12 protein-coding genes are annotated in these 12,044 nt (G+C 68.6%); 5 read left to right on the top strand and 7 right to left on the bottom strand.

The features are described 5' to 3' along the window. The 5 genes from GBO37_RS04785 to GBO37_RS04765 form a co-directional block, all read right to left on the bottom strand. The gene (locus tag GBO37_RS04785; RefSeq protein WP_252927536.1) at window positions 1-1,368 is read right to left on the bottom strand and encodes a DUF1800 family protein; all 1,368 of its coding nucleotides are present in this window, start codon (window positions 1,366-1,368) and stop codon (window positions 1-3) included. A gap of 65 nt (window positions 1,369-1,433) precedes the next feature. Further along, the gene (aspS, locus tag GBO37_RS04780; protein ID WP_252927535.1) at window positions 1,434-3,209 is read right to left on the bottom strand and encodes an aspartate--tRNA ligase; all 1,776 of its coding nucleotides are present in this window, start codon (window positions 3,207-3,209) and stop codon (window positions 1,434-1,436) included. Window positions 3,210-3,284: 75 nt separating this feature from the next. After that, a complete protein-coding gene (locus tag GBO37_RS04775; protein WP_046000981.1) occupies window positions 3,285-3,947 on the bottom strand; it encodes a CPBP family intramembrane glutamic endopeptidase in 663 nt (220 codons plus the stop codon). Beyond that, window positions 3,920-4,726, bottom strand: coding sequence for a GH25 family lysozyme (locus GBO37_RS04770; RefSeq protein WP_139598450.1), 807 nt, complete (start codon window positions 4,724-4,726; stop codon window positions 3,920-3,922). Before GBO37_RS04770 ends, GBO37_RS04775 begins: the two co-directional genes overlap by 28 nt. A 175-nt stretch (window positions 4,727-4,901) precedes the next feature. After that, window positions 4,902-5,210: a tripartite tricarboxylate transporter TctB family protein gene (locus GBO37_RS04765; RefSeq protein WP_148912037.1), complete on the bottom strand. Its 309-nt coding sequence runs from the start codon at window positions 5,208-5,210 to the stop codon at window positions 4,902-4,904. A 127-nt stretch (window positions 5,211-5,337) separates the two neighbouring features. Here GBO37_RS04765 and GBO37_RS04760 point away from each other — a divergent pair, with 127 nt between their 5' ends. Together GBO37_RS04760 and GBO37_RS04755 are read left to right on the top strand one after the other, a co-directional pair. Further along, window positions 5,338-6,186 carry a glycosyl transferase gene (locus GBO37_RS04760; protein WP_252927533.1) on the top strand — a complete coding sequence of 283 codons (849 nt, stop codon included), beginning with the start codon at window positions 5,338-5,340 and terminating at the stop codon, window positions 6,184-6,186. Next, window positions 6,186-6,998, top strand: a complete 813-nt coding sequence (locus GBO37_RS04755) for an NAD(P)-dependent oxidoreductase (protein ID WP_252927532.1) — start codon at window positions 6,186-6,188, stop codon at window positions 6,996-6,998. The genes GBO37_RS04760 and GBO37_RS04755 overlap by 1 nt, the downstream gene beginning before the upstream one ends. Window positions 6,999-7,063: 65 nt before the next feature. Here the strand turns inward: GBO37_RS04755 and cobT are convergent, their stop codons facing one another. Then, window positions 7,064-8,932 carry a cobaltochelatase subunit CobT gene (cobT, locus tag GBO37_RS04750; protein WP_148912034.1) on the bottom strand — a complete coding sequence of 623 codons (1,869 nt, stop codon included), beginning with the start codon at window positions 8,930-8,932 and terminating at the stop codon, window positions 7,064-7,066. Between the two features lie 30 nt (window positions 8,933-8,962). Beyond that, window positions 8,963-9,934 (bottom strand): cobaltochelatase subunit CobS, encoded by a 972-nt coding sequence (gene cobS, locus GBO37_RS04745; protein WP_045981614.1) that lies wholly within the window; start codon window positions 9,932-9,934, stop codon window positions 8,963-8,965. A 154-nt stretch (window positions 9,935-10,088) separates the two neighbouring features. On the opposite strand from cobS, the gene GBO37_RS04740 reads away from it, so the two are divergent. The 3 genes from GBO37_RS04740 (at window position 10,089) to GBO37_RS04730 (ending at window position 12,013) form a co-directional block, all read left to right on the top strand. After that, on the top strand, window positions 10,089-10,643 hold the full coding sequence (locus tag GBO37_RS04740; RefSeq protein ID WP_045981615.1) for a sigma-70 family RNA polymerase sigma factor: 555 nt from the start codon (window positions 10,089-10,091) through the stop codon (window positions 10,641-10,643). Beyond that, window positions 10,640-11,344, top strand: a complete 705-nt coding sequence (locus GBO37_RS04735) for an anti-sigma factor domain-containing protein (RefSeq protein ID WP_127898932.1) — start codon at window positions 10,640-10,642, stop codon at window positions 11,342-11,344. The genes GBO37_RS04740 and GBO37_RS04735 overlap by 4 nt, the downstream gene beginning before the upstream one ends. 102 nt (window positions 11,345-11,446) lie before the next feature. Beyond that, window positions 11,447-12,013, top strand: coding sequence for a fasciclin domain-containing protein (locus tag GBO37_RS04730; RefSeq protein WP_046000986.1), 567 nt, complete (start codon window positions 11,447-11,449; stop codon window positions 12,011-12,013). The last annotated feature ends 31 nt before the right edge of the window (window positions 12,014-12,044 follow it).

Below are 12,044 nucleotides of genomic sequence, written 5' to 3'. Positions count from 1 at the left end.
TCACCTCCGGTTGAAATCGGCCGAGGCCAGGATCAGGGCCACGCCCTCGGCCTGGCTTTCGGCGCGCGGCACTGCCCAGGACAGCGCCTCGGACGCGGTGTCTCCCAAGGCCGCACGCAGCAACTGGCGTGCGTCGGGCAGCGGGTCGGTCAGCCGCGACGGCGCGCTCAGCGCCCAGGTGATGCGCATTGCCAAGCCCTGCGGGCTGGCCCAGGCCGCCTGATCCTCGGGCCAGCCGTCGGGCCCCAAGGGGCTGCCCCAGGCCTGCCCCATCGCGGTCATCGGCTGCAGCAACAAACGCTGCAGCTGGCCCGGCTTCATGTCGCGGACCTGCCGCCCGTCGACGCCAAGGCCGCGCAGGGCGGCCACCAGAAAGTCGAAGGGCTGCCGCATCTTCTGGCGGAACTGCTGCCGCAGTTCCGGCGCCTCTGCCAGCGCCAGATTCATCGCGCCCAGATCGCCGCCGGTATCGGCGAACACGGCCGCCAGCCGGTCGACCAGCGGCTGCGGCGGTTCGTCCGCGACGAAATGCACAGCCATCTTGCGGGCGATATGCCGGGCGGTCGCCGGATGGTGGGCCAGGTCGGCGATGACCCCGCGAATGTCGTCCAGACTGGCGCGCCCCCCGCCATAGCGGACGCCCAGAACCGTCTCGGCCCCCGGTTCGGACTGGCCGGGACGAAAGATGCCCGTCTGCCGGGGGTGATAGGCCAGTCCGGTCAGCAGTTCGGCCAGCTGCGTCACGTCCTGCTGAGAATAATCGGCCCCCACGCCAAGGCTGTGCAGTTCGATCATCTCGCGCGCCAGGTTCTCATTCAGTCCCAACGGCTTGTCGGGATTCCTGCGCGCGCGGGCCGAATTGGGGCCGACCGACCGGTCCTGATCCAGATAGCGCACCATCGCCGGATGGATTTCGGCCGCCATCATCATGTCGGCGAACCGACCGGTCAGATGCGGACGGATCGCATCCTGGACAAAGGCGTCGGTCATCAGGTTCCAATAGACCGTGCCACCGGTGACGGTGAAATGATCGGCCCAGAACCAGACCAGACGTTCCCCAAAGCCGGAAGGGTCATCGACTGCGCGCGCGAAACGGTTCTGGATCGCCGCACGATAGATACCGCCCAGCCTGCGCCGATAGGCGACATCGCGATCGCGGGCGGCAGGATCGCCGGCGCGGGCGGCGGCGCCAAGGTCAAGGCCCTTGTCCTGCCAGGCGCGGACCTTGTCCAGCGTCACGGCCTGCGGGCCGAACCGCGTGGCCGCCGCAACCGATGCCGCCATTCCCGCCGGGTCGGCCGGCGGTGTCAGGCGCGGCGACAGGCCAAAGCCAAGGCGGATCGCGGCGATTTCAGCATAGGACGGCATCGGGCGACAGGCTCCGGCTGGTGCTGCTGTGCAGCATCATGCCATGCCCGCCGCCCGGGGTCAGGTCACTCTTTCGGCAACGCGCGCAGACGCAGGTCACGCATCTGCTCGTTGGTGGGCTCTGACGGGGCGCCCATCATCAGGTCCTCGGCGCGCTGGTTCATCGGGAACATGATGACCTCGCGGATGTTCTGCTCGTCGGCCAGCAGCATCACGATGCGGTCGATGCCCGCGGCACAGCCCCCGTGCGGCGGTGCGCCATAGCGGAACGCCTTGACCATGCCGCCGAACCGCTTCTCGACCTCGGATGCCGGATAGCCGGCCAGCTCGAACGCCTTGAACATGATCTCGGGCTTGTGGTTGCGGATCGCGCCGCTGATCAGCTCATAGCCGTTGCAGGCCAGGTCGTACTGGTATCCCAGAACCTCCAGCGGGTCGCCGTTCAGCGCCTCCATCCCGCCCTGCGGCATGGAGAAGGGGTTGTGGCTGAAGTCGATCTTGCCGTCGTCGGTCTTCTCGTACATCGGGAAATCGACGATCCAGGCGAACTTGAACTGGTTTTCGTCGATCAGGCCCAATTCACGGCCGATTTCCGTGCGGGCGCGGCCCGCGACGGCCTCGAACTGGTCGGGACGGCCGCCCAGGAAGAAGGCCGCATCACCCTCGGCCAAGCCCAGCTGCGTGCGGATCGCCTCGGTCTTCTCGACGCCAAGCGCCTTGGCGATGGGACCGGCGGCCTCGGTCGAACCGTCCTCGGCGCGGCGCCAGATGATGTAGCCCATGCCGGGCAGCCCCTGCCCTTGCGCAAAAGCGTTCATGCGGTCGGCGAACTTGCGGCTGCCGCCGGTAGGCGCGGGAATGGCGCGGACCTGCGTGCCCTCCTGCTCCAGCAGCTTGGCGAAGATGCCGAAGCCCGACCCGCGGAAGTGATCGCTGACCACCTGCATCTCGATGGGGTTCCGCAGGTCGGGCTTGTCGGTGCCGTATTTCAGCAGGCTGTCGGCATAGGGGATCAGCGGCCAGTCGGCGTCCACGCGGCGACCGCCGCCGAACTCCTCGAACAGGCCCTGGATGACCGGCTGGACAGTGGCGAACACGTCCTCCTGCCGGACGAAGGACATCTCCATGTCCAGCTGATAGAAGTCGGTCGGGCTGCGGTCGGCGCGCGGGTCCTCGTCGCGGAAGCAGGGGGCGATCTGGAAATACTTGTCGAAGCCCGCGACCATGATCAGCTGCTTGAACTGCTGGGGCGCCTGCGGCAGGGCATAGAACTTGCCCGGATGCAGCCGCGACGGCACCAGGAAGTCGCGCGCGCCCTCAGGGCTGCTGGCCGTGATGATCGGCGTCTGGAATTCGGTGAAGTTCTGGTCCCACATGCGGTTGCGGATCGACCGGATGACCTTGGACCGCAGCATGATGTTGTTGTGCAGGCTGTCGCGGCGCAGGTCCAGAAAGCGATAGGCCAGCCGCGTCTCCTCAGGGTAATCCTGGTCGCCGAAAACCGGCAGGGGCAGTTCGTCCGCGGGTCCCAGCACCTCGATCTCGGTGGCATAGACCTCGATCTCGCCGGTGGGCAGCTTGGCGTTAACCAGCGACGCGTCACGCATCTTGACCCGGCCGTCGATGCGGATGACCGTCTCTGCCCGCAGCTTGTCCATCGCGGCAAAGGCCGGGCTGTCGCTGTCGGCCAGCACCTGCGTCATGCCGTAATGGTCGCGCAGGTCGACGAACAGCACGCCCCCGTGGTCGCGGACCCGGTGGACCCAGCCCGACAGGCGGACGGTGGTTCCGGCATCGGCGGCCTTCAGGTCGCCGCAGGTATGGCTGCGATAGGCGTGCATGAGCGTTTTCCCCAGTTTTTCAGCCCCCGCACAAAGCGCGGGCCGGGCGGGAAGTCAACCTCTTAGAGCGGGCCTTCAGAACGGCCGCACCACGTTGCCGCTGTAGAAATAGACGCCCATGCCGACGGCGAACAGCACGTTCCCGGCCACCGCGTGCAGCGCCCAAGCCGCCGGAAAGCCGTGCCGCAGATAGGCGCGCGCAAAGAACCAGCCGCCCACGAAGGTCATGATCGCCACGATCCAGGACCAGTACATCAGATGCGCGAACGAAAAGATGGCCGCGTTCAGCGCGATGGCCGCCCGCCCCTGGGGCAGGATCGCGCCGTAGCGGTGAAAGAACAGCGGTCGGAAGATCAGCTCCTGCGGCAGCGCCGACAGGATCGGATAGAAGGTCCAGATGACCAGCAGGAATTCGGGCCGGTTGCGGGGGATCGAGAACAGCGCTTCGGGGCGCATCCAGGCCAGGATCAGCCAGCCCGCCGCCAGCGTCGCCAGCGCGATGCCCGCCAGCTCCTGCCAGGGCATCCGCCGCCAGCCCCGCACCAGCACGCGCCAGCGGAACCCGCCGGTGATCCACAGCAGCGCCATCCCGGCCAGGCTGAACACCGCCAGCGCGGTGAACAGCTGATCGGGCGGCAGGAACAATGCGATCGCCAGCGGCGCCCCGACATAGAGCGCCGCGAACTCGACCTGCAGCCAGCGCCGCGGGGCTAGCGAACCAGACGCGCCTGCAACCATCGCGCCCAATCCGCAGCCGAGCCCGCAAAGGCGTTGATGTCCGTGTCACCGCGGATGCCCGGAACGATACCCGTGCCGGTATACTGCCAGAAGGTCCAGCGCTGGCCCGGATAGGTGACACTGGGATGATCCGCGACCGAGCGCAGCCAGAACTCGGCGTTCATGCGGCCCATCTGGTTCTCGCGATAGAAATCGACGGTGGTGTAGATGATCGGGCGCTGACCGTAATGGCGGCCGACGATCTGCATGAACACCTCGGCCTCGCGCAGAACCTCGGCGGCCGGGGGGCGGCGGGGGCAGTTGCGCGAATTGGTCCATTCCATGTCCAGGACGGGCGGCAGCGACCCGGCCTCGCGCGGGACGTTCTGGATGTACCAATAGGCGTTCTCGGCGCCCGAGCGGCAGAAATAGTAGAAATGATAGGCGCCCCGCGGGATCCGGGCCTGCGCGGCCTCGTACCAGTAGCGGCGGAAGTTCGGGTCGGCGTGATCGCCCCCTTCGGTCGCCTTGATGAAGGCGAAGCTGATGCCCGCGCCGCGCACCCGGTTCCAGTCGATGTCCCCCTGCCAGCGCGAGATGTCGATGCCGTGCACCGCATGCCCATAGGGCGCGCCGTTGCGCCACTGGTGCGGCGCGCGGTCGCCCAGCTGCGGGTTCGCCCCGGGTCCGGGCGCGACCTGGTAGCCGCCGGGCGCCTGCCCCCGCGGCGGCGTCCGTCCGCAGGAGACGGCGAATGTCACCACCGCCAACCCCAGTAACAGCTTTGTCAGAAATTTCATGCCTGCCCCTTCTTCTGTCCGAAGATACCGCCCGCGGCGCTTTGCGCGCCATTCTGTGGCCGTTATCTCAAACCCGTGAGGCAATGTCATCGGCCCAAGCCGGTCACGGTTGCGTCAGAAGAACGCCCGGACCGTTTCAGGTCCGGGCGCGGGGAACACGGAGTGTGGGCGCGGCTCAGTTCGCGGGGGCGGGGGCGTCGTCGCCTGCGGGCCGGTCGGCGGTGCCGGTGGGGGCGGTGGTACCATCGGCCGGGGTGTCCGCGCCGGGCGTGGTGGGTTCGCCGACATCCTCGCCCAGACCCTCGGCATCGCTGATCGGGGTGTCGGCGGGCGGGGCGGTCGTGGCGATGCCGTCTTCCTGTTCGTCCACGCCAGGCGTGAAGACGAAGAACACCAGTGCCGCCACGACCAGCGCGACGATGATGGCGATGATCGCGGGCTTGTGGTTGCGCGCGGCTTTTTCCGGCTCGTGGTTGTGGGACATGGGATCACTTTCCTGTTGGACTCGCAAGGAAACGTGGCCGGGGGTGGGCGGTTCCGCAACAGCTTGGCAAACCCTGCGCCCGTCTGCCATGAAGGCCCGACACACGCCCCGATCAGGACCCGCGCCGATGACCGATCCCACGCTGCCCCCCGGACTAGTCGCAGACGGACCTGCGACAGCACGCCGCGCCTTCGTCACCCTGGTCAGCAATGCCGCCTACCTGCCGGGCGCCGAGGCGCTCCTGCGTTCCCTCAGGCTGACCGGGACCTCCGCCGATCTGGCGGTGATGCACCGCGGCCTCGATGCGGATGCGCAGGCCCGCCTGTCGGCGCTTGGGGCCAGGCTGATCCGCGCCGACCTGCTGCCCACGTCGGACGCCTTCGACCAGGCCCACGCCCGCGACGCGCTGCATGCACGGGCCGCATTCCTCAAGGGCGGAAAGCCGGATTTCCATACCCCCTTGGACAATTTCATCAAGCTGCGCCTATGGCAGCTGGACTACGACGCCTGCGTCTTCATCGACGCCGACGCGATCGTGCTGCGCCCGGTCGACAAGCTGTTCGATTTCCCGGAATTCTGCGCCGCGCCCAACGTCTATGACGGGCTGGACGGGTTCGGCCGGATGAATTCGGGCGTCTTCACCGCACGCCCCGATCCCGCGACCTTCGCCGCGATGATGGCCCGTCTGGACCGGCCGGGCGCCTTCTGGCGGCGCACGGACCAGACCTTCCTGCAGGAGTACTTTCCCGACTGGCAGGGGCTGTCGATCCACCACAACCTGCTGCAATACGTCTGGACGCACATGCCGCAGCTTTGGGACTGGACCCAGATCCGCATCCTGCATTTCCAGTACGAAAAGCCTTGGCAGGATCACCCCAAGGCCGACAGTCTGCGCCCGCTGATCGACCTCTGGCGCCAGATCGCGGCAGGCGGACCCCTGCCCGACCTGAACGCCCTGCCCGGCCCGCCCGTCTGATGCGCGTGGCCCTGACCGGCGCGTCCGGGATCGTCGGGCGCTATGCCGCGCGCGCCCTGGGCCGGGCGGGCCACGACGTCACGCCCCTGGACCGGGCCCATGGTTGGGCGTTGGGCGACCCTGCGCCGCTGCAGGGCCATGACGCGCTGATCCACTGTGCCTTCGCCCACGCGCCGGGCCGCTATCGCGGCGGAGAGGGTGATGACCCCGCGGCCTTCATCGCTGCCAACCTGGACGGCACGCGTGCCCTGTTCGATCAGGCCGTGCGGCAGGGGGTCGGGCGGGTGCTGTTCCTGTCCTCGCGCGCGGTGCATGACGGTCATCCGCCGGGGATGCGCCTGCCCGACGACCTGCCCGCCGCGCCGACCACACTCTACGGCCAGGTCAAGGCCGGGGCAGAGGCGCATCTGACATCGCTGCCGCTGGCGGGCTGCGCGATCCGTGCGACCGGCGTCTATGGTCCCGGCCCCGCGCATAAATGGCGGACGTTGTTCGCCGATTACCTGTCCGGTCGCCTCATCACCCCGCGCATCGCGACCGAGGTTCACGCCGCCGACCTCGCCCGGGCGCTGGTCCTGCTTCTGTCGACGGGGGTGCTGCCATCCACCCTCAACTGCAGTGATCTTGTGCTGGATCACCACGACCTACTGGCGATCGTCCGCGACGCCACCGGCAGCCGTCACCCGTTGCCCCCGCGTGCCGATGCGTCACGCCTGCGCGTCCCGGACTGCACCGCACTGATCGGCGCCGGATGGCAACCCGGGGGTGATCGCCTGCTGCGCCACACGATCCGTCGATTGCTGCGGGACTAGGTCACGGATCAGCAATGCCTTCGGGGGGTCCGGGGGGCGGCGCCCCCCGGCGTCGCGGGACGCAATCAGCCTCGCCGGATCGACGCCATGCCCAGCACCCGCGCCCGCTTGCGCGGATCGCTGTCGAACAGCGCCGCCAGCTGCTCGGTGATCGCCCCGGCCAACTGCTCCGCATCGGTGATCGTCACGGCCCGCTGGTAATAGCGGGTGACGTCATGGCCGATGCCGATCGCCAGCAACTCGACGGCGCGGCGCTTCTCGACCATGGCGATCACGTCGCGCAGGTGGCGTTCCAGGAAGTTGGCAGGGTTGACCGACAGGGTGCTGTCATCGACCGGCGCGCCGTCCGAGATCACCATCAGGATCTTGCGTGCCTCGGGGCGGCGGGTCAGGCGCTTGTGCGCCCATTCCAGCGCCTCGCCGTCGATGTTCTCCTTCAGCAGCCCCTCCTTCATCATCAGCCCCAGATTGGGGCGGACGCGGCGCCAAGGCGCATCGGCGGACTTGTAGACGATGTGGCGCAGGTCGTTCAGGCGGCCGGGCTGGGCCGGACGGCCCGCGGCCAGCCATGCCTCGCGCGACTGCCCGCCCTTCCAGGCGCGTGTGGTAAAGCCCAGGATCTCGACCTTCACGTTGCACCGCTCCAGCGTGCGGGCCAGCACGTCGGCGCAGATCGCCGCGATGCTGATCGGACGCCCGCGCATCGACCCGGAATTGTCGATCAGCAGCGTCACGACCGTGTCGCGGAACTCGGTGTCCTTCTCGATCTTGAAGGACAGCGGCATGGTCGGGTTCGCCACCACACGGGCCAGGCGGCCGGCGTCCAGGACGCCCTCCTCCTTGTCGAACTCCCAGCTGCGGTTCTGCTGGGCCTGCAGGCGGCGCTGCAGCTTGTTGGCCAGGCGGCTGACGGCCCCGCGCAGGGGCTCCAGCTGCTTGTCCAGATAGGCGCGCAGGCGCTCCAGCTCGGCGATGTCGGCCAGATCCTCGGCGCGGATCTCCTCGTCCCAGGTCTGGGCAAAGACGCGGTAATCGGGGCTGGCCTCGCTGACCGGGGGCGGCAGGTCGGGCGGGCTGTCCTGATCGGGCATCTCCGCCTCGTCCGCCATCTCGTCCTCGGCGGTGTCGTCCATGCCGACCTGGGCCTGGCGCTCGTCCTGGGTCTGCTCCTGGCTGCGCTCGGGGCTGGCGTCGCTCTCCTCGCTGTCGTCCTGATCCTGCGATTCGCTGTCGCCGGATTCCTCGTCCTGCTCGGCGTTCTCGTCGCTGTCGTCATCCTCGGGCTGGTCCGGATCCTCGCCCAGCTGGTCACCATAACCCAGGTCGGTGATGATCCGCCGCGACAGCCGAGAGAACGCGGCCTGATCCGCCAGCGCGTCGTTCACGTCCGCCAGCGCCCCCGAGGCCTGGCTCTCGACAAAGGGCCGCCACAGGTCGGCGACATGCTGCGCGCCCGCGGGCAGCGCACGCCCGGTCGCCGCCTGGCGCAGGATGTAACCCGCCGCCACCGACAGCGGCGCATCGGCCGGGGCCTTGATCTGGGCATAGCCCTTCTTGTCGGCCTCGGCGCCGATCTTGGCGTCGATGTTGGACAGCGCCCCCGGCATGTCGCGCGCGCCAAGTGCCTCGCAGCGCGCGGTCTCCAGCGCCTCGTACAGCTCGCGGGCCATGGGGCCCGCGGGGGAATAGCGGGCATGGGTGCCCGCATCGTGGTGGCGCATCCGCATGGCCAGCGCGTCGGCCGTGCCGCGCGCCAACAGCACCTCGTCGCGGCCCATGCGGCGGCTGATCTGCGGCAGGCGCATCGTGTCGCCCGCAACCCCGGCCGGGTCCGCGCTGAAGGTCACGTTCAGTTCGTGTTCGCCCGCCAGCGCGCGCGTCGCCTCGGTCAGGGCCTTCTTGAACGGGTCGGCGGGGTTGTCGGATTTCTTCATCTGCGGATGGCCCCCTTGGCCGCGCGGGCCTCAGCCCGCCTTGGCGGCTGCGCTTTCCGGCAATTCCTCGTCGAACAGGCGCTGATAGAACTCTGCCACGGTCTGGCGCTCCAGCTCGTCGCATTTGTTCAGGAAGGTCAGGCGGAACGCGTATCCCACGTTGTCGAAGATGCGCGCGTTCTGCGCCCAGGAAATGACCGTGCGCGGGCTCATGACGGTGGACAGGTCGCCCTGCATGAAGGCGGTCCGCGTCAGGTCGGCCAGCGTCACCATCTGGTTGATGGTCTTGCGGCCCTTCTCGGTGTTGTAATGCGGCACCTTGGCCAGCACGATCGCGGCTTCGGCGTCGTGACGCAGATAGTTCAGCGTCGCGACCAGCGACCAGCGGTCCATCTGGCCCTGGTTGATCTGCTGGGTGCCGTGATAGAGGCCGGTCGTGTCGCCCAGGCCCACCGTGTTGGCGGTGGCGAACAGCCGGAAATAGGGGTTCGGCGTGATGACCTCGTTCTGGTCCAGCAGCGTCAGCTTGCCGTCGGCCTCCAGCACGCGCTGGATCACGAACATCACGTCCGCGCGGCCCGCGTCGTATTCGTCGAAGACGATCGCGGTCGGGTTCCTCAGCGCCCAAGGCAGGATGCCCTCATGGAACACGGTGACCTGCTTGCCGTCGACAAGCTTGATCGCATCCTTGCCGATCAGGTCGATCCGGCTGACATGGCTGTCCAGGTTCACGCGCACGCAGGGCCAGTTCAGGCGCGCCGCGATCTGTTCGATATGGGTGGACTTGCCCGTCCCGTGATACCCCTGGACCATGACGCGGCGGTTGTAGGCAAAGCCTGCCAGGATCGCCATCGTCGTGTCGGGATCGAACTTGTAGGTGCTGTCGATCTCGGGGACGCGATCCGTGCGGTCGGCAAAGCCCTTGACCTTCATGTCGCTGTCCAGACCGAACACCTCGCGCAGGTCGATCTCTTCGGTGGGTTTCGCGTTCATGTCCAGCATCGGCCCTAGCCCTTTCCATCACATCGGCGCATTGATCGCGCATTCGGGCAACGGGTGCAAGGCACGGCGCGGGCGGCCGCCACCCCGTGCGCGCGTTGACGCGCGAGGGTGTGCTTCATAAGGTGCCCACAACCCTTGGAAGGATGCCCCGGTTTTGACAGACGCACGCCGTTCCGAACTGGAAACCCTGATCGCCCGCACCGCCATGGGTGATCGCGACGCCTTTGACCGCCTGTACGACGCGACATCGGCCAAGCTGCACGCCGTGTGCCTGTCCGTCCTCAAGGACCGCCCCGAGGCCGAGGAGACCCTGCAGGAGGTCTATATCCGCGTGTGGCAAAGCGCCGCGCGCTATGCCTCGAACGGGCTGTCGCCGATGACCTGGCTGATCACCATCGCCCGCAACCGATCCATCGACAGGCTGCGTGCCCGCGGATCACGACCGGTGACCGCGCCCGAAGATGCCGCGGCCTTCGTCGCCTGCAGCGCGCCGGGTCCCGAATCGGCGACGATCATGGCCCAGGAACGCCGCATGCTGGATGACTGCCTGGCCAGGCTGGCCGAGGCGCAGGCGGGCGCCGTGCGTGCCGTCTACCTCGAGGGGGTCAGCTATGCCGACCTGGCCGCGCGTGAGGGGCTTCCCATCAACACCGTGCGCAGCTGGCTGCGCCGCAGCCTGCTGCGACTGAAGGATTGCGTAAGCCAATGACCGACGACGCCCCGCTGACCCCGTCCCAGGAAGACCAGGCGCTGGCGGCCGAGCTGGCGCTTGGCCTCTTGGACGGACCCGAGGCCGCCGCCGCGACGGCCCGCATGTCCACCGACCCGGATTTCGCCCGCATCGTCCACGACTGGTACGAACGCATGGCCGGCATCGCCGAGGCGCTGACCCCGGTCATGGCCCCTGCCCGCGCGCGCCAGGCGATCCGCGAACGGTTGGGCCACGTCACCCCGCCCCTGGCCAACGACCCGACCGAACGGCGGGCCTGGTGGCGCGGTCCGATGGGCGCGCTGGCCGGGTTGCTGGCCGTCGCCGCGACCGCCGCGTTCCTGTGGCTGCCCGGGCTGCAGCAGCCCGCCGCCCCCGCCTATCAGGCACAGCTTGCGACCCAGGATCAGGCCCTGCGCGTCGCTGCCCGCATCGACGGGCGCGACATGGAGATCGCGCTGGAAAGCGGCGCCGCCCCCGATGACCGCGACTGGGAGATCTGGTGGGTGAAACCCGACGGCTCGGCCCCGGTATCGATCGGGCTGGTCCCGCGCGACGGCACCCTGCGCATGACGCTGCCGGACGGGCTGGACCCCTCGGCCGACATCCAGATCGCGCTGTCGGACGAACCGGCGGGCGGATCGCCGACCGGCCAGGCGACCGGGCCGGTCGTGGCCATCGCGCCGCTCACGTCCTTGTGATCGCGGATTGACCGGGGGGTTGCGCAACTAACCCGCGCCTGCCGCGTGTTTGGGACTGTCGGGCGCAGAAATGCCGCCCAGAACCAAAACCGGAGGAAGTCCATGACCACCCGCTTTACCAAAGTCGGCGCTTCGATCATCGCTGCCACCATCGCGCTTGGCGCACCGGCCTTTGCCCAGAACACCATGGTGGGCGGCGCCGAGATGTTCCCGAACCGCAACATCGTCGAAAACGCCGTGAACTCGGCCGACCATACCACGCTGGTCGCCGCCGTGCAGGCCGCGGGCCTGGTCGAGACGCTGTCGGGCCCGGGCCCGTTCACCGTCTTCGCCCCCACCAACGCGGCCTTCGAAAAGCTGCCCGACGGCACCGTCGAGGACCTGCTGAAGCCCGAGAGCCTGCAGACCCTGCAGACCATCCTGACCTGCCACGTCGTCCCGACCGAGGCGATGTCGTCCGCCGTGGGCCGCATGATCCAGCAGGGCGGCGGTTCGGCCGCGCTGGAGACCGTGGGCGGCTGCACGCTGACCGCCAGCATCCGCGCCAGCGACAACGCCCTGCAGATCACCGACGAGAACGGCAACGTCGCCACCGTCCTGATCCCCGACGTGGACCAGTCGAACGGCGTGATCCACTCGATCGACACCGTGCTGCTGCCGGCGTCCTAAGACGCCCCGCAGGACCTGCCGTCCCCCGACA

This window comes from Paracoccus sp. 08, from assembly GCF_024105395.1.
Classification (GTDB): Bacteria; Pseudomonadota; Alphaproteobacteria; order Rhodobacterales; family Rhodobacteraceae; genus Paracoccus; species Paracoccus marcusii.
This window is presented reverse-complemented; position numbering and strand designations above follow the sequence as displayed.

Bases quoted from the DNA above. Each gene is read 5' to 3' on its own strand.
- GBO37_RS04730 (WP_046000986.1), top strand. From the start codon at position 11,447: ATGACCACCCGCTTTACCAAAGTCGGCGCTTCGATCATCGCTGCCACC.
- GBO37_RS04735 (WP_127898932.1), top strand. From the start codon at position 10,640: ATGACCGACGACGCCCCGCTGACCCCGTCCCAGGAAGACCAGGCGCTG.
- cobS (WP_045981614.1), bottom strand. From the start codon at position 9,934: ATGCTGGACATGAACGCGAAACCCACCGAAGAGATCGACCTGCGCGAG.
- aspS (WP_252927535.1), bottom strand. From the start codon at position 3,209: ATGCACGCCTATCGCAGCCATACCTGCGGCGACCTGAAGGCCGCCGAT.
- cobT (WP_148912034.1), bottom strand. From the start codon at position 8,932: ATGAAGAAATCCGACAACCCCGCCGACCCGTTCAAGAAGGCCCTGACC.
- GBO37_RS04785 (WP_252927536.1), bottom strand. From the start codon at position 1,368: ATGCCGTCCTATGCTGAAATCGCCGCGATCCGCCTTGGCTTTGGCCTG.
- GBO37_RS04765 (WP_148912037.1), bottom strand. From the start codon at position 5,210: ATGTCCCACAACCACGAGCCGGAAAAAGCCGCGCGCAACCACAAGCCC.
- GBO37_RS04755 (WP_252927532.1), top strand. From the start codon at position 6,186: ATGCGCGTGGCCCTGACCGGCGCGTCCGGGATCGTCGGGCGCTATGCC.
- GBO37_RS04760 (WP_252927533.1), top strand. From the start codon at position 5,338: ATGACCGATCCCACGCTGCCCCCCGGACTAGTCGCAGACGGACCTGCG.
- GBO37_RS04770 (WP_139598450.1), bottom strand. From the start codon at position 4,726: ATGAAATTTCTGACAAAGCTGTTACTGGGGTTGGCGGTGGTGACATTC.
- GBO37_RS04775 (WP_046000981.1), bottom strand. From the start codon at position 3,947: ATGGTTGCAGGCGCGTCTGGTTCGCTAGCCCCGCGGCGCTGGCTGCAG.